Annotated in this window: 14 protein-coding genes; 6 read left to right on the top strand and 8 right to left on the bottom strand. The window is 38.4% G+C overall.

The genetic code is table 11. From position 1 onward, the window contains the following. The first annotated feature begins 148 nt into the window (after positions 1-148). Positions 149-751 (top strand): chorismate lyase, encoded by a 603-nt coding sequence (locus KO495_RS14970; protein WP_215981215.1) that lies wholly within the window; start codon positions 149-151, stop codon positions 749-751. Beyond that, positions 741-1,604: a 4-hydroxybenzoate octaprenyltransferase gene (gene ubiA / locus KO495_RS14965; RefSeq protein WP_215981214.1), complete on the top strand. Its 864-nt coding sequence runs from the start codon at positions 741-743 to the stop codon at positions 1,602-1,604. The genes KO495_RS14970 and ubiA overlap by 11 nt, the downstream gene beginning before the upstream one ends. A gap of 30 nt (positions 1,605-1,634) precedes the next feature. On the opposite strand, the gene KO495_RS14960 is transcribed toward ubiA, so the two are convergent. The 4 genes from KO495_RS14960 to KO495_RS14945 all read right to left on the bottom strand — a co-directional run bounded on the left by KO495_RS14960 (position 1,635) and on the right by KO495_RS14945 (position 6,889). Continuing rightward, complete coding sequence (locus KO495_RS14960) at positions 1,635-3,473, bottom strand: bifunctional diguanylate cyclase/phosphodiesterase (RefSeq protein ID WP_215981213.1); 1,839 nt, start codon at positions 3,471-3,473, stop codon at positions 1,635-1,637. 12 nt (positions 3,474-3,485) lie between these two features. Further along, a complete protein-coding gene (locus tag KO495_RS14955; protein ID WP_215981212.1) occupies positions 3,486-4,658 on the bottom strand; it encodes an FIST C-terminal domain-containing protein in 1,173 nt (390 codons plus the stop codon). Between the two features lie 119 nt (positions 4,659-4,777). Continuing rightward, on the bottom strand, positions 4,778-5,449 hold the full coding sequence (locus tag KO495_RS14950; RefSeq protein WP_215981211.1) for a response regulator transcription factor: 672 nt from the start codon (positions 5,447-5,449) through the stop codon (positions 4,778-4,780). A gap of 12 nt (positions 5,450-5,461) precedes the next feature. After that, on the bottom strand, positions 5,462-6,889 hold the full coding sequence (locus tag KO495_RS14945; RefSeq protein ID WP_215981210.1) for a cache domain-containing protein: 1,428 nt from the start codon (positions 6,887-6,889) through the stop codon (positions 5,462-5,464). A 222-nt stretch (positions 6,890-7,111) separates the two neighbouring features. Between KO495_RS14945 and KO495_RS14940 the strand changes: the two genes are divergently transcribed. From KO495_RS14940 to KO495_RS14930, 3 genes are all read left to right on the top strand, one after another. Next, complete coding sequence (locus tag KO495_RS14940) at positions 7,112-8,203, top strand: TRAP transporter substrate-binding protein (protein WP_215981209.1); 1,092 nt, start codon at positions 7,112-7,114, stop codon at positions 8,201-8,203. An 86-nt stretch (positions 8,204-8,289) separates the two neighbouring features. Beyond that, positions 8,290-8,808, top strand: a complete 519-nt coding sequence (locus KO495_RS14935) for a TRAP transporter small permease subunit (RefSeq protein ID WP_215981208.1) — start codon at positions 8,290-8,292, stop codon at positions 8,806-8,808. A gap of 2 nt (positions 8,809-8,810) precedes the next feature. Beyond that, entirely contained in the window at positions 8,811-10,091 is a 1,281-nt protein-coding gene (locus tag KO495_RS14930) for a TRAP transporter large permease subunit (protein ID WP_215981207.1), read from the top strand. Positions 10,092-10,176: 85 nt separating this feature from the next. Here KO495_RS14930 and KO495_RS14925 read toward each other — a convergent pair whose 3' ends face one another. Together KO495_RS14925 and plsB are read right to left on the bottom strand one after the other, a co-directional pair. Next, entirely contained in the window at positions 10,177-11,049 is an 873-nt protein-coding gene (locus KO495_RS14925; RefSeq protein ID WP_215981206.1) for a hypothetical protein, read from the bottom strand. A 117-nt stretch (positions 11,050-11,166) separates the two neighbouring features. Next, the gene (gene plsB, locus KO495_RS14920; protein ID WP_215981205.1) at positions 11,167-13,602 is read right to left on the bottom strand and encodes a glycerol-3-phosphate 1-O-acyltransferase PlsB; all 2,436 of its coding nucleotides are present in this window, start codon (positions 13,600-13,602) and stop codon (positions 11,167-11,169) included. 146 nt (positions 13,603-13,748) lie between these two features. On the opposite strand from plsB, the gene KO495_RS14915 reads away from it, so the two are divergent. Beyond that, positions 13,749-14,222, top strand: a complete 474-nt coding sequence (locus tag KO495_RS14915) for an NYN domain-containing protein (RefSeq protein ID WP_215981204.1) — start codon at positions 13,749-13,751, stop codon at positions 14,220-14,222. Here the strand turns inward: KO495_RS14915 and KO495_RS14910 are convergent. Together KO495_RS14910 and KO495_RS14905 are read right to left on the bottom strand one after the other, a co-directional pair. Further along, positions 14,206-14,781, bottom strand: coding sequence for a VTT domain-containing protein (locus KO495_RS14910; protein WP_252738999.1), 576 nt, complete (start codon positions 14,779-14,781; stop codon positions 14,206-14,208). The two genes, KO495_RS14915 and KO495_RS14910, sit on opposite strands and share 17 nt — an antisense overlap. A 175-nt stretch (positions 14,782-14,956) precedes the next feature. Continuing rightward, the gene (locus KO495_RS14905; protein ID WP_215981202.1) at positions 14,957-17,185 is read right to left on the bottom strand and encodes an SHOCT domain-containing protein; all 2,229 of its coding nucleotides are present in this window, start codon (positions 17,183-17,185) and stop codon (positions 14,957-14,959) included. Positions 17,186-17,199 lie beyond the last annotated feature (14 nt).

Genomic DNA, 17,199 nt, shown 5'->3' with positions numbered 1-17,199 from the left:
GAAGATTATTCCTTATGATAACCTTATTTTAATGTTTTGCTTGTTTATTTTATAAAAAAGGCAAAATTTTTATTGATGCTCTTTAGGTCAATGAGTTCTGCAACAAACAGTGTTATTATAAGCGCGTTTTTCGTTACTATTAAATTTTATGAGCCAGCCACACCCATTATTTCCTGTTACATTAGCTAGCCATTGGCATGATCCTAGCCGCAGTCAGTTAACTCATTCTTTATTAGACTGGTTACTCGATTCTGCGTCGCTTACTGCAAGGTTAAAGAAGCACTGTACTCATTTTAGTGTTGAGCTTTTGGGACAAAAAGTTGAGGCATGCAGTGCTGCTGAAGCTACTGCTGAAATTTGTGCAGGAGAGCAAGTACTCGTAAGAGAAGTGCTTTTGCATTGTGACCATGTACCACAAGTGTTTGCGCGCAGTTTATTACCGTTATCGAGTTTAACGGGTGAAGAGCAACACTTAGCTAACTTAGGTACTCAATCGTTAGGACAAGTATTATTTAGTAGCCCGTTATTAACACGAAAAAAAATTCATATAGCCTCGTTTGATAAACAGTCAAGCGTCGGGCAGCTTTCACAGTATTTACAATTAGCGGTAGGGAAGCCCTTATGGGGGCGTCGCTCTACGTTTATGTTAGGCGATAAACCACTCGTAGTTGCTGAAGTGTTTTTACCGCAAGCATTCGCTTATCAACAAACGCCTTTGAGTGTTAACGCAGGAATAAATCATGCTGAGTAAGTTAAACCAAAATTGGCAAGCTATTAAATTAATCACGCGTATGGACAAGCCTATTGGCACTTATTTACTATTATGGCCAACATATTGGGCATTGTGGATAGCTAGTGATGGCTGGCCGAATTTTCATTTATTACTCGTTTTTACGCTTGGCGTTTTTATCATGCGTAGTGCTGGCTGTGTGATTAATGATATAGCGGACAGAAAAATAGACGGTAAAGTTGAACGCACCCAAAACAGGCCTTTAGTGTCAGGAATGATGACCACTAATACCGCCATTAATTTATTTGGCATATTAATAGGCATGGCGCTGGGTTTAGTGCTTACTTTGAGTTGGCCAACTATTTACTTATCGGCAGTGGCATTGGCACTTGCATCACTTTATCCCTTTATGAAACGCTACACTCAATTACCGCAAGTGGTACTTGGTGCTGCGTTTAGTTGGGGTATGATAATGGCGTTTTCTGAAGCGCAGGGTGAAGTGCCGTTAGTTGCTTGGTTGTTATTTATTGCTAACTTACTATGGACTGTAGCTTATGACACTATATATGCCATGGTTGATCGAGATGATGACTTAAAGATAGGAGTTAAATCAACCGCTATTTTGTTTGCTGATAATGATAAGCGCATTATTGGTTTTTTACAGTTATTAGTACTGGCTTTACTGTGGACTGTTGGTGACATTCTTGCCTTTGGTTGGCCTTATCAATTAAGTATTGTTATTGCTGGTGCAATGTTTACTTACCAACAAATCCTCATTAGCAATCGAGAGCGAGAAGCTTGCTTTAATGCCTTTTTACATAACCATTGGGTGGGCATGGTGGTGTTTATCGGTATTATGATTGAATATTTATAGCTCGTAGTGTTGTGGCACTATAATAAGCTTTTATTCACTTGAATTAAGTAGCTCGATAAAGCTTTCTAAAGGCAATGGCTTACTAAAATAAAAGCCTTGGTAGTGATAACAACCCAAGGTTTTCAAACAATTTAATTCTTCTAAGGTTTCAACGCCTTCAGCCAATACTTTCATATTCAAGGTTTTACCAAGGCTGATAATCATACTGGCAATGGCAGCACTTTCGCTTGATTGATTAATATTGGTGACAAACGAGCGATCTATTTTTAACACGCTAGCAGGGATTTTTTTTAGGTAGTTAAGCGAAGAATAACCTGTGCCAAAATCATCAATAGCGCAATCAACCGATTGTGCTTTTAAAGCATTAATTAAGGTTATCGACTTTTCAATATCTTCTACCAATAAGTTCTCAGTAAGCTCTAAGGCAATGTGCTGAGCATTAATCTTTTGTTGCTCAATTGCTGCTAACATTTTGTCTTGAAAGTCAGCCTGAATAAGTTGCTTTGCACTAATATTAATAAATACGCGTTTAAAGCTACTAGGTAACCCCAATGTTTCTAATTGTTTAATATCACGGCACGCTTGCTCTAAAACCCATTGTCCAATAGCAATAATTAGATTACTTTCTTCAGCAATGGGAATATAAACCGCAGGTGACTCCATACCATGCACGGGATGTTGCCAGCGTAGTAACGCCTCAGCTCCCGTGATTTGTCCTGAATGGTTATATTGCGCTTGGTAGTGCAGTCTGAAATCGCCAGCGACTAAACTGGCTTTCATGTCTTCAATATAAGCCAAGCGTTTATTGATTTTATCCGACATTGCAGTGTGATATTGCAATCCAAGAGGTGTTTTAGCGCGCTTAGCTTCATACATCGCAATATCGGCATATTTAATAATACTGGTCGACATATCACTTTGTAATGGGAATAGTGCATAGCCAATACTGCAACTTAACTTATAAGCATTGCCATCAACTATAAAAGCGGAGGCTAATGCTTGATTGATACTTTGAATTATTTCACTAATTTCGAGTTGATATTCCTGACTTTTTTGAGATCTTAACTGATTAATTAATAACGTGAATTCATCACCACCAAAGCGTGCAATGTCAATATTTTGATTAGCAATAGTATGCAATCTGTTAGCTAGGGTGACTAATATTTTATCACCAACGGCATGCCCTAAGGCATCATTAATGGGTTTAAAGCGGTTTAAATCGATAAAAACAACAGCACCAAGCTGGTTATCTTTTATGGCATTATCAATAGAGTTCGCTAGTAAATTATTAAAATGTTGTCGGTTATATAAACCGGTTAAACCATCATGCTGTGCTTGAAAAATGACTGTTTCTTCAGCAAGTTGTCGAGAATAAACTTCTTGTACTAAAGAGTCGTGCACAATAGAGGTATAACAGCTGGTGGCTAGCTTGTTTAAAATAGGTGTGAGCGCTTTTTGAACTGTTGTTTCAATTTGATAATGTGTTTCAAAAATAAGCACGCCATGTTTAGGAATAATAAAGCCATAAAGGTGCTGACCGTTTTGACAAGTAAACATTTGCTTGAGTTTTGTCTGTTCTACTTGCAGTGCAAAATCTTGTAATATTATATTATTTTGCCATGGTTGATTACGCTTGTTTTTAGGAATACTCAATAGGTGATTAAAGCTATTATCTTCTTGTGCTGAAAATGACTTGGGAGTACCGTTTTTATCGGTATAAATGTAAACATGTGCACTGGTTAAGTTTAAACGGCTAAAGCAAACTTTTAAAAATACCTTTAACATGGCATTAAGATCAAGCTTATTGCCAATGGCCATAGCAAGCTCGTGTTGTAATGAAATAATAAATAATGCGTTGTTGTTCATCATACTGTTATTAAATTACCATGAAATGATTACTGTTGATTTATTGAGTAGCCGAATGGCGCCGCTTTTATTCTTTGCTATTTCACCTAAGGATAACACCCCAAAAAGATTATTGTGCTGGCACTGTTGAGCGATAACAGCAATTTCCCTTGAAAAGTCTTCTTGCATATATAAATCGCGACTAATGCAGTCAAATACCATAGTAGCTGAAAACTCATGCTTGTATTGAGTTAGGTCATTTATTGATGTTGTTATTGTGTTTCTAGTAGGTGTAAGAGAGGTGATTGCCGCCTGTTTCGCTGAGTCTATTAAGCTGTCGATATTGCTCTTGAGTAAATAAACCATACTATTTACAGGAACATTACCTAAGCATTGTAGTTGGTTATTAATCGCTAAAATGGGATCACGTACGATTAAGTTATGGTTAATATCTTCGATGCCTAGAGGGAAGTGCTTTGCTATCTCGAAAAAGTCATCTGTATCAAAACAATAGTCGCTTTCACTTTCAATAATGTTCTTGTAAGTCTCAAAGGCAGGCAGGTAGTTTAAACTGTGCACCGTTTGTCCTTGCGCCTCTGACACTAAAAAAGGCCCTTTAAAGGTTTCCCAACCATGGGCTATACCGATGCTTAAATCGTAAGGTAAAGCGGCTAATTGAATGGTGTCACTAAGTAAGCCTTGGTTGCTGTAAATACAAGGTTTTTGAATGAAATCTAAATTACCAGCACCACCTCCTGCGATAGAAATATCATGATCGAGCAGTTCAAACAATGTATCTAAAAAGTTCTCTACACCATTAACCAGGCTATCATAAAACATCAGTAAACTGCTTTCGGCAATAGTAATAGCGTATTGGGGGTCGCTTAAATAAGCCTCTAGTGCTTTTTCTGTTTTAATGGCGCTTAAGTGAGTGAAATTGGCAATGTTAATGTGCTCATTAAACCCGATGATTAGTGAACCTTGCTCTAGAACATTTTTTTGATGGATAATTAGTGGATAAATACCGCCGCATACAGGTAAGTCGAGTTGGGTTAAAATAGGGTCGAGTTGTGCGGGAGTGTAATTGTTTTGGTTGCAGCTTAATATTAACAGACTTTTTGCAGGGCTTTGCTTAGCTAATGCTATACCTTGTTCCAGCTCTGTTAGTAAAGGGCTAGTGGTATGCCAACAGAATAATGTAGTAGCCATGTTGTTAACCCTCCTTGTTATTTACAAGCCTAAACGGTGTAATAAATATGCAATATTGATAATGCCTAATAAATGTAAATAAAACCAGTTTTTTCTTATATGCCAATTAGTTATAAAAACTACTCACTATCAACCAGTCCATGATTTACCGCATAGCGAATTAGCTCTGCTAAGCTATCTACATTGAGTTTTGCCTTAATATTGCGTCGGTGAGCTTCAACGGTGCGAAAGCTAATATTGAGCATTTTTGCAATGGTTTTACAGGCGTACCCTTGCGCTGTATAGGCTAAAATAACTTGCTCTCGCGTAGTAAGCTTTTCTTTTTCATCACCGAGTGGACTATCTATTAAGGCTTGAGCAATTGAGGGGCTGAAATATTTTTCCCCTGAGGCTACCGCTTTTATCGCAGCGTATACTTCTGCAGAGCCAGTGTCTTTTAGAATATAACCCGACGCACCTGCTTGCATGGCGCTACTCACAAACTCTATGCTGTCATGCATACTAAAAATAAGTACGCGTGTATTTTTGAGTTGCTCGGTAATAATTTCGGTGGCATCAATACCGTTCATGTCGGGCATGCTAATGTCCATTAAAATAACATCAGGTTTTAGTGTTAAAGCTTGTGTTAACGCATCTTTACCGTCTTGAGTTGACCCAATAATATTAATGTCATGATAATAAGACAGACAAGCAGTTAAGCCATCTTGCACCATTGGGTGATCATCAACTAATAATACCGAGGTTATGTACTCACTGGCGGTGTTATTAGTGCTCAGTTCAGAGTTTTCCATCTTGTTAGGCTCCTATTCATGCGTGTTATTTTTAGTTATGGGCGGCTCAGGTTTGTTAGATGATTGTCTATTGGCATTAAAATAAAAAGCAAAAACGTGTGTTGGAATATTGGCTGTAATAATAGTCCCTAACTTGGATGAACTAATGGTGAGTTGGCCACAGTGGTATTCAATACGTTCGGTTAGGTTGCGTAAACCAATACCAAAAGCCTGTTGGGGAGTACTAGTATTAAACCCTTGTCCGTTATCGGCAATAACTAACGTTAACCATTTATTTTCTATTGATAAGTCGATAGTGACTTTAGTGGCGTTTGCGTGTTTTTCGATATTGATCAGCGACTCCTGCACCACACGATATAGACTGGTATTAATATCGTCTGGTAATAGTTTACTGAGTTTAGGCTTAGTTATTTCAACATTAATGCCAGTTTGTTTTGAGAACTCTTTTCCTAATGACATGATGGCGGCAGATAAGCCAAGCTCGTCTAAAATCCTCGGGTGTAAATGGTGAGAAATGCGCCGTACTTCTTGAATGGCAACAGCAAGGTTTTTTTCAGCATCTTGTAAAGGTTTGGGCTTACTCTGCTGCTGTTGGCTTAAGAATATGCCAGTGGCTTCTATTGAATATTTTATGGAAACCAAAATTTGCACAATACCGTCATGAAGCTCACGCGAAACATGGCGATGTTGCTCTTCGCGTAAATTAATAATTTTTTGACCAAGCTCGGTAATTTTTTTATCGGCTTTTTTCTTATGGCTAAGATTGATGCCTAGGCCAAAGATGAAAATAATGAAAATGGCACTTAAAGCCACTAACAAAATAATTTGTTTTGTTTTATTAATGTGTAAATCAATTTTTTGCTGCAAGGTGGCGAGCTGTTGGTTCATATCATCAAGATAAATACCTGTGCCTAACATCCATTGCCATGAGTCTAAATAGGTTGAATAACTCATTTTGTCGGCAACGGTTTGGCTTGATGGTCTCATCCAGGGGTAATGTAGAAAGTCACCGCCCGCTTTGGCGTTACTGATGAGTTGTTGAATTATTTTGTCGCCTTGTTCGCTTTCTATATGCCACCAGTTTTCACCGATGCGGTGCGGCTCCTTAGGATGAGCAATATTAACCCCGTGTTGATCATAAGCAAAAAAATAACCGTCATCACCGTTGTATAACAACTTATCAATAAGCTTTTTAACATCGGCTTTTTTTTGCTCATTGGTTGCATCGGCTATTGGGTGCATATGGTGAATAGCCGAACTCACTAAGGCGGTGTAGTTTTTAAGCTCTTGCTGTTTTTGTTGAATAAGGAAGTTTTCAAGGGTTTTGAGGTTTTGATTGGAAAGCGTGCGGTACTCACTGGTAACAAAAAAGTAAATAACAATGGAGGTCAATATAACTTGTAACACCGCAATATAAAATAAGCGTAGTGGTAAAAGCATAATCATTTTCCAACAGTTATTAATACAGCGGTAAATAATTACAAACTTTCAATAAAAGCACTAGTATTACTTTAGCTTATCGGTACTTAGCGGCTAAGACTTTGGTCGTAGGTGTTATTACTAATAGTATTTTTAGTCAGATTACTTACTATAGTTAAGCACTAAAAAATTATAAAAATAACGACAATAACAATTCAATATTACAATGACAGGAAGGAAGGTATGAAAAAATCAATTTTTGTAAAAGCCGCGCTGGTTGTGTCGCTTGGCTTATCATCGCTGGGTTTAACGTCAGTGGCGTTAGCTGATGATGGTAAGAAATACCGTTGGAAGTTAGCAGAAACTTGGGGGCCAAATTTTCCTATTTTCGGTGAAGCTTCGAAGAATATGGCTAAAATGGCCAAAGAAATGTCAAATGGCCGTTTAGATATTCGTATTGATTCATCAAACAAACATAAGTCGCCACTGGGCATTTTTGATTTTGTGAAAAGTGGTCAATACCAAATGGGCCATTCAGCTTCTTATTATTGGAAAGGTAAAAACTTCAATACCATGTTTTTCACCACAGTACCTTTTGGTATGACCGCACCTGAGCAATATGCGTGGTTTTACCATGGCGGTGGCATGGAGTTAATGAAAAAAGTTTACGATCAATACGGTATTTTATCGTTCCCAGGTGGTAATACAGGTAACCAAATGGGCGGATGGTTTAAAAAAGAAATCAATAGCGTAGAAGACTTCAAAGGCTTAAAAATGCGTATCCCAGGTTTTGCTGGCGAAGTATTGGCTAAGCTTGGTGCTAAGCCAACGAACATTCCTTCAGGCGAGTTATATACAGCTTTAGAGCGCAATACTATTGATGCTTTAGAGTGGGTTGGACCTTCGTTAGATTTACGTATGGGCTTCCATAAAATTGCGCCATACTACTACACAGGTTGGCATGAGCCAGCAACTGAGCTGCAATTTATGGTTAACGAAAAAGCATACAATGAGTTACCAAAAGACTTACAAGCTATTTTAACCGTAGCTATGAAAACTGCGGCTTATGACATGTATGTGCAATCAATGCATGCCAGTGGTGAAAACTTAGCGTCTTTGAAAAAAGACTACCCTAATGTACAAATGCGTTCATTCCCGAAAGAAGTTATGAATAGCATTGTTAAAGCAAACGATGAGTTATTAACTGAATTTGCTGCTAAAGATTCAATGACTGCAGAAATCTTAAAATCATTAAACGATTATAAAGGTCAAGTTCGTGCATGGACTAACTTGTCTGATCGTGCCTACCTTGATAATTTTGACGAAAATAAATAGCGTTAATTGCTATTAAACTTAAAAAAGCTGTTAGTTAATTCATACACTAACAGCTTTTTATTAAGCTTATTTGTACTGAGAATAAAATGAATACAATGTTAAAAATAGTCGGGAAAATTCTTGATGCCTTAGGAAACTTTTGTAGTTTGTTAATGGTGTTGATGATTCTTAATGTTTTCTATGATGTGGTAATGCGCTACTTTTTCAATGATGTCAGTATTGCCATGCAAGAGCTCGAGTGGCACTTGTTTGCTGCGATGTTTATGTTTGGTATTGCCTATACCTTAAAAGAAGATGCTCATGTTAGAGTCGATATTTTTTACGATAATATGCAAGCGCGCAACAAAGCGTTTATTAATATTTTTGGTTCGTTATTTCTCGCTTTACCTATTACTTTATTAATTCTTTATTACAGCTGGGATTACACTTTCGATGCCTATGAAATGGGTGAGGGCAGTGGTGACCCCGGTGGTTTACCGCATCGCTGGATAGTACGTAGTGTTATTCCTCTTTCATCGGTATTTTTAATGCTCGCTATTTTTCATGTGGTACTAAGTCAAATACAAGTACTGATAGCCGCTAAAAAACTAACTGAGGAGCAGTAATCATGACAGGTATTGTACTTTTTGCTATTGCTCTGGTTTGTTTATTTTTAGGCTACTCAGTTGCCTTTACCTTTGCCGGTGTTTCTTTAATTGTTGGCGTGTTTGTTTTAGGTGCCGATTTATTTGCTTTTATGCCGTACCGCATTATGAGTATTATGGAAAACACCATTTTAATGGCAGTGCCTATGTTTATATTTATGGGGATTGTGCTGCAAAAAACGGGTTTAGCTGAGCGTTTATTAGAGTCAGCGGCCAAACTCTTTGGCAGCATTGCTGGCGGTGTTGCTATTTCAACAATTGTTGTTGGCGCTTTACTGGCAGCGTCTACCGGTGTTGTTGGTGCTAGTGTAGTGGCAATGGGAGTAATTTCATTACCGGTGATGCTTAAAAATAATTATCACCAACCTACGGCAACAGGGGTGATATGCGCCTCTGGTACGTTAGGGCAAATTATTCCGCCGTCTATTATTTTAATTATTTTAGGCGATGTTATGGGCGTACCTGTTGGTGACCTATTCCGCGCCGCGATTATCCCAGGCATGATGCTTGTTGTCGCTTATGTGGTGTACATTTTAATTTTGGGCAAAATAAAACCTGAATTTGTGCCGCCGATTACCGTGACCGAAAACAAGCGTGAATTATTAGTGCAAGCACTTAAGGATATTGTGCCGCCATTAATTCTTATTTTAGCGGTGCTAGGCTCTATTTTTAGTGGTATTGCCACGCCAACCGAATCATCGGCAATAGGCGCGGTAGGCGCGGTAGTTTTGTCTATTTTCTACGGCAGTTTTTCTTTTGGAAAAATGCACGAAGTGTCAAAAGAAACCGTTAAAGTGACTTCAATGGTATTTGCGGTATTAATTGGTGCCACTGCTTTTTCTATGGTGTTTAGCTATTCTGGTAGTGAGTACATTGTAGAAGACTTCTTTATGGAATTACCTGGCGGTAAATGGACCTTTATTATTTTAGCGATGCTAGCTATTTTGATTTTAGGCTTCTTTATCGACTTTATTGAGATTGCCTTTCTCGTCGTGCCAATATTATTACCCGTTGCGATAGCGCTTGATATTAATTTGGTGTGGTTTGCTATTTTGATTTCTATGAATTTACAGACATCGTTTCTGACGCCACCGTTTGGCTTTAGTCTATTCTACTTAAAAGGCGTCGCGCCGAAATCACTACGCACTACGACGATTTATAAAGGGGTTATTCCGTTTATTTTAATGCAAATAGCCGTATTACTTTTAGTTATCTTGTTCCCAGAGCAGCTGATATTCTCGTAAGAAAAAGCGACTCACTAAAGTGTTAGTGAGTCGCTTAGTTTGATCTGCCAAAGTCCTAACAGAACATACCTCATCTGAATGTAACCTATCTGATCGGTTTTATTTTAGCGTTTACTTTTTTCATGTGCTCGCGAAAGTTCTTATCAAACTTACTCTCGCCGCAGGAAAAATGAGAGGTTGTTGCTTCTACTGAGCTACCAAGCATTTGTTCGCGGTGAATAGTACACGTACCATTATCATTTTTAGTAATAGCATGGTGACCAGTACGCATGGTACTTTGCTGATACTTTTCATCACGAGTTAACTGTTTCACTGAATGGGGGACTGGTATTTGTTCGCCGTCCATTGCAGAGGCAGAGCGTGCTTGCGTATGCTCTTTATATAGCTGATTTGCCGCCTTGCTATTAATAGCGCTTCTTAAGCGTGTGAGCTGCTCGGTTGCCGATAAACGTGGTTTATTGGGGCCTGTTGTCTCGGGTAAAGCAGGTCTTGGTGGTAGTTCTGGTGCTGGATTTTGTCGCTGTGCTTGCTCCAGTACTTTATCCGGTACTTTCTCTGGTACTGGCTCTGTTAGTTGTTGTTCTTGAGGTGGTGCTTCTGCTAACAATTGCTGTAACACTTCGGGCGCTATTTTAGGCTTGGTAGCTGTTGCTTTTTTTATGCTTGTATTTGTGCTGGCGATCGACTCTGACTTTTTTTCAGTTTTAGTTTCAATTTTAGTTGTATCAGTTATGTCAGTTACTTGAGCTTTATTTATCTCAGGCGCGATTTTTTCAGGTATTGGCTTTGCTTTACTCGGACGATAAATATAGCTTTTGATGGCAGGTTTGGTTGCTTTTATCGCGGGGAAGGTTTTTTCAGTATGACTGAAATAGATCAGCGCAGCTAAAATAATTAGGTGTAAAATCGCAGAAATAACAACCGCAGTATAACGTCCGTTTAACACCTTATTTAACAAAATAACCAACACTTATAATATAAGAAAAAATTAAGTAAATCAGTAGACAAGCTAAACCTAGTTAGGTTCCCCTTATCTACTGAAATTGGTTATTTTGTCTTATTTACTAACGTTAAATTAACGCGCAATACTTTGTAATACTTCAATATCAACTAAGTTGATGATGGTGTTTTTAACTTCTTCCATCTCACTAGTGGTGATAAGCAGGCCATCGTCATTTAAGGTAATATAGCCTTGCTCACGCATGCTAGCGATTAAAGTGGCTTGCGCCTTTTTATCGATGAATTCAGGGGCATTGATATTGTTTAATACCGATAAACGTTTTGCTATAGCAACCACTTTTTCTTCTAAGTCGCGTTTGCTTAGCGGAGCAAGTCTACAGCTTAGCAGAGCAATAATCGCTAAACGCTGTAAGCTTTCATCGATACACTCGCCCATTAAACGTACATTGCCTAATAAAGCGGTATTGTCAGTTAATGACCAATAATCGGCTTTACTAACCTGTGCAATATCCATGTTTTGCAATACAGTCAGCACTTGCTTAATTTGTTTAGTTAATGTTTCGTGATTTTGATATAAAAACAGCTCTTCTTTAAGCAAACAAACAATGCTTTGCGCTTTACTGATTAGCTCGGTTTCCGCGATTTTATTGTGGCGCTCTAATAATCTAAAGACAACCGACGGTAAAATATAGGCATGAAGAATATTATTGCGATAGTAACGCATCTCCAAACAAGCAATGTCATCTAATGAAATAATAGTACCGAAGCTGTCCTCGGTTACTGTGACTTTATTGAGTGAAATAACGTGAGCTAAAAGTTGCTGACCGTTTTCTTGAGGAATGGTTATTTGCTCACTAAAAGGAGCTTGCTTTTGAATAGCCAAAAAGAAATCAATCTGCTTTTCTAGCTCAACTTTTGATAACGCCTTGTTTTTAGTGGCATGTAAAATAAGCGCAATAATTGCTACACCATTAAGAGCAACACTCTTATTAATATTAACCATAACGTTGTCGGCAAGTGTGTTAACCGTTGGCGTTAACCAGTTTGGTTTTTGTGGCTCAATAGGGTCGATGGCATCTTTCCAGTCAGGAACTTTTTTATTTAAAAAGTCATTAACATTGATTGGCTCGCCAAAATTTACGTAACCGTTACCGTAGTTACGTAAGCTTTTAATTGCTTTGAATACACCTGAAATCGACTCGCCTTTTTTCTCACTGCCGTTTAGCTCTTTGTGATAAGTGCCTACTTCCATAACGTGCTCGTAACCTAAATATACCGGTACTAAAGTCAGCGGGCGGTCAATGCCACGTAGTAAGCTTTGAATGGTCATGGCTAACATGCCCGTTTTTGGTGATAGCACTTTACCTGTACGGCTACGACCACCTTCGGTGTAATATTTAACAGAATAACCACGCTCAAATAACAGGCTTAAATATTCACGGAAAATAGTTGAGTACAAACGGTTGCCGCCAAAACTACGGCGAATAAAAAACGCGCCGCCTTTTCTAAAAATGCTACCTGCAGGCCAAAAGTTTAAATTAATGCCAGCGGCAATACGTGGCATCACTAAGCCTTCTTGTAGAATGACGTAGGATAATAATAAATAATCCATATGGCTGCGATGACACGGCACATAAATTATTTCTTGTCCATCTTGCGCTAGTTTACGCAAGACCTGAGCGTTGTTAACTTTAATGTCGCTATATAAACGACCCCATAGCCAATGAAGAATGCGCTCACCTAAGCGCACCCACGAAACGCTGTAGTCACCGGCAATTTCGTCCATCATGGCAAGGGCTTGTTTTTTTACTTTTTCTTCGCTAATTTTTTTACTTTTGGCTTCATCGCTAATCATACGTTTTATTGATGGATTAGCCATTAATGCATTAAACATTTGCTGACGATGCATTAATCGCGGCCCTTTGGCTGCAATCGTTTGACGATGGAAGTGAAAGCGTGCCACGCGTAATAATTTATGCGCTGCTACTTCATCAGTGCCGTGGTTGTCTGAAATATCTCTAAACGATAGTGCTTCACTAAAACGTACTAAGGTATCGCGACCTGAGAACAATACAATAAAGAATTTTCTTAACCAACTTGGAGATTCTTGGTCGGTTAGTAAAGTACCCACGTTAGCATTGTTTTTTTCTTTAGTGGGCGCGCGTCCCCAAATAACATTGGCAGGAATTAATTGTGCATCAAGATCTTCACGTTGGGTGTGCAAGGTTAATAGCGCTAAACCTTGCTCAATCGCTTTGGTTTTACTTGCTTTTCGCCATGAGAATATTGGTGTTGGTTTATCTAAACACAGTACGCGAGTGTACTTAACGTTTTCAATAGTAATTTGTTCAAGTGGATCAGGTAAACCTTGCTTTTTACATGCGTTTTGTAGCGCTAATAAATCACTCGCGGATTGGTGGCGAATAATATAAAAAATGGGATGATTCTTTTCACAGTTAGGTAGTCGGCTATCCGTTACTATTTTGCAACGAACTAAGACCAATAACGGCAGTTTTAATAAGAAATAACAAAGTGAGCGTAAAGCCTGCATAATCGATACTTTCAATAAATATTAGTGCACCAAAAGGCGAAGTTTAACATTGTTTATAAAAATAGTCTTGGTTTGAGGTCAAAGAAATAGCGTGTCACGCCAATATTCTCTATGATGGACTTTCATAGGGTTTATAGGAAATTGATGTGAAAAAAATAGCGGTTTTTGTTGATGTGCAAAATATATATTACACCACGCGAGATACCTTTTCTCAGCAATTTAACTATCGCTTATTATGGCAAGAGTTAGCAGCACAAGGCGATATTGTTATCGCGAATGCGTATGCGATTCAGCGTAGCGATGATCAACAACATAAATTTCAAAAAGCGCTTAAACATATTGGTTTTGAGGTTAAGCTCAAACCTTATATTCAACGTCGTGATGGCTCAGCTAAAGGAGATTGGGACGTGGGAATTACCATCGATATAATGGAAGCTGCAGCAGATGTTGATATGGTGGTTTTGTTGTCGGGAGATGGCGACTTTGATTTACTATTGAAAAAAGTAAAAGAAAAATTTTCAGTAACTACGCAAGTTTACGGTGTAGAAAAATTGACTGCACAATCATTGATTAATGCCTGTGACGTTTATCATAAAATTGATGCTAGTTTACTGATGTAGCGTTTTTACTATTTTTTTTGCGTACCTTTACTAAGTAGGCTGTTAAAAGTAGGGCAATGACAAATAGTACGCCGCTCGCTATTAACTCTGTTTTTGCGCCCAATCGAATACCGCTACCGGCTAATGAAAAAATGACCATTTGTGGAATAAAGCCAACTAATGAACCACTGACATAAGCTTTCATTGATACCTTACTAACTCCAGCAACAATATTAGTGAGAAAGTTACTGCCAATAGGCAGTAACCGAATAACAATAACCTTGAGAAAGGTTTTTTCAGCAATAAAATCCGATAAGCTGTTAATTTTATCTGGGTATCTCGCGCGCACCCGTGCAGCCAATAAATAACGAGATACACTGAAAGTTAGCCAGCATCCGACCGTTACCGCTAATGTTGCAACAATGGCGCCCATTACCGCCCCTAAATTAATGCCTGCGACTAAGGCGGCTATTTGCCTTGGTAAAGCACAACTGGTTGCTAACGCTAAAAAGCCAAATAGCAGTAATGTGTTGATAATGCTGTGTGGTTCGCTTTGTGTAAACTGTACAATATTAACCATATCAATAGTCCATTGACGTATTGATATGTCTTTGAAAAAAGATTGGGAAAATAAATACCAGCCTCCTAGTACCAGCAACAGGCAAATAAGAGTACTAGTAATGAAAACAACTTTTTTTGATGAAACAACAGTTGAGGAGCTTGGTATTGGTGTAGGAGCCATTAAATTGCTATCACTAATTAGTATCGATTAAGCTACTGAGTAGTTTCGCTTTGGCCTGAGCAAATTCATCGGCGCTTAAAAAACCTTGCTTATTTAGTTGTACTAGCTTTTCTAATGCATTAACCAACTCGGTATCAATAACACCAGGTTCACTTGCTTTGGTTATAGTGCTGCGATCATTTTTATTAATACTGTCAGTATTGAGGTCGTCAGCGCTAAAGGCGTTATTAGTGGGAGCTAAGCTTTCCTGATTACTTAAATTGGCCTCTTCAACATGCACTGTTGGGCGTAATGTATCTGCTTGTTGATGTAATGGCGCGGTGTCAGTAATCATAGTTGGTTGGGCTGGAATGGTGTTTTTATTAGGTAAAGGCGCACGCGTGCCCGTATTGCTCGCATTAATAGTGTTAGCAATTAACCAGCACCAATCTATTAGCTCATCTATTACAACGAAGTAACCTTTTTTAGTAATACGGTCGCTGCCCTTACGTAAATATAGGCACACAGTCGCGTTAATTTTTTGCGGCTCACTAATGGATAAACTAATTTTACGTACTTTACCATCAACCATTTTGTCTGTTTGTTCACGTTGAAAAATATCACGTAATGCTTGCTCGTGTTGGTCACTAAAGCCATGTTCACTACTCTCATTATCAATGGTATTGATCACATCATCACCTAGTAATATTTGACAAGCGCTTATATTACACAACTTAATAGAGCGGCTACTTTCACGGTGGTGACGTTTATATAAAGACAGGGTTGCTAAATCAGTGCTCAGTACCATACGAGCATATTGTTTACGTACAAGCGTTTTTGCAGAAAGCTTTTTGATTTGAATACGATAAAACATCAATACCACTAACGAGCAAGCGATTAATGCGAATAATAGATAGGTAAATATACCCGTACTAGATGATTCAGCTAGTTTGGTTGTGGCAGTACTTGCTGATTGTAGTAATTGATGTGCAGCGCCACTCTTTGTGTTTAACAGGAGTAATTCAGACTCTGCTGTTTCAAATAGCATTACAGTATTTTTGGGTGAGATATCGTTTGGTAGCTGCCACTCAAGTGTTGATGATAAGCTTTCATCATCGTCGTAGGAGTCTTGCGTACTAAGCTGCACTGAACGTAAATGCCACTGAGGCTGGCTATGCAACATTAATATTTTATTGCGTAAATTTTTAGCGCTGCGGCCTTTATAACTAATAATGCTGTTCTTAGTTAGTAAACTATTATCTTGATAAATTATGTGTGTTGGAGGAGAAAAACGCCAATCCTCACCACCTAAACTTAATGATAAAAGCTGTTGTTTTTCTCCTTTCGCTATTTTTTGGTTGTGATAATGGTGAGAAATAACTAATTGATCATTATGTTTTTTAGGCCACACAAATTGTTGAACTTTTTGAGCGCCAACAAGAAAAATACTATTGTGTATCTTGCTGTTATTTAGGTAGGGATTATTTGTCGGCACACTATAACTACGTAAGCCAAATTGATTAGGAATGATGCGTAATATAGTCCCTGAATATAGGGGGTGACTAGTAAGAGACTCCGTACCATTTAAAGCAATATATAATAAACCAAAATCTTCATCCCAGGGTTTTCGGTCAGGATGAAAACTCAATTGCGTAACGGTGTCACTAACATTGGCTAAAGCGATACGAACAACTTCTCGTTTGGTGGTAGTATCGACTTTAGCGCTAGTCATAGAGCTAAGCTGCCACTCGATAATTACCGCGTCGGCACTACTTGTTGGAGCGGCTTGATTGTCTTCAATGCGTAAGGTGTTTACGGTTTTGTCGGTACTTTCTGTGTGAGCGGTATAAAAGGTTTTATAACCTGGCTCATCTTTTAATAAAAAATTGGGGTGTAGTGTAACTGCGTTGAGACTAACAGTATTTTTATGTATTTTAGCTAAGTCGAGCAATAGTTTTGCGTTTTGTTCATTGCTTTGCTCAACCAAATAAATTTTACCACTGAGGTGGCCAGCAAAATATTGTGAGCTTTTCCCTGGATGAGCAATTAAGTGCTCCCATGACTGTACGCCTATCTCATTAGCTTTGGAAAGTTGCAGGGTATGATTTGAAATATAGCGAGTTATTGCTGAATTATTATTGCTTGTGTCAAACGCACGAGAATAAGGCGTAAATAACACTATTGAAAGCAAAAAAATCACAAACAACAGTAAGAAAAAATAACGCAGTTGTTCGGTGTTAAAAATTTTGGGTATGCTCGACATATGTTAACGAGTAT

Source organism: Colwellia sp. D2M02, from assembly GCF_018860755.1.
GTDB classification, from domain to species: Bacteria; Pseudomonadota; Gammaproteobacteria; order Enterobacterales; family Alteromonadaceae; genus Colwellia; species Colwellia asteriadis.
The sequence above is the reverse complement of the archived record's forward strand: the minus strand, read 5'-3'. Positions and strand labels throughout refer to the sequence as shown.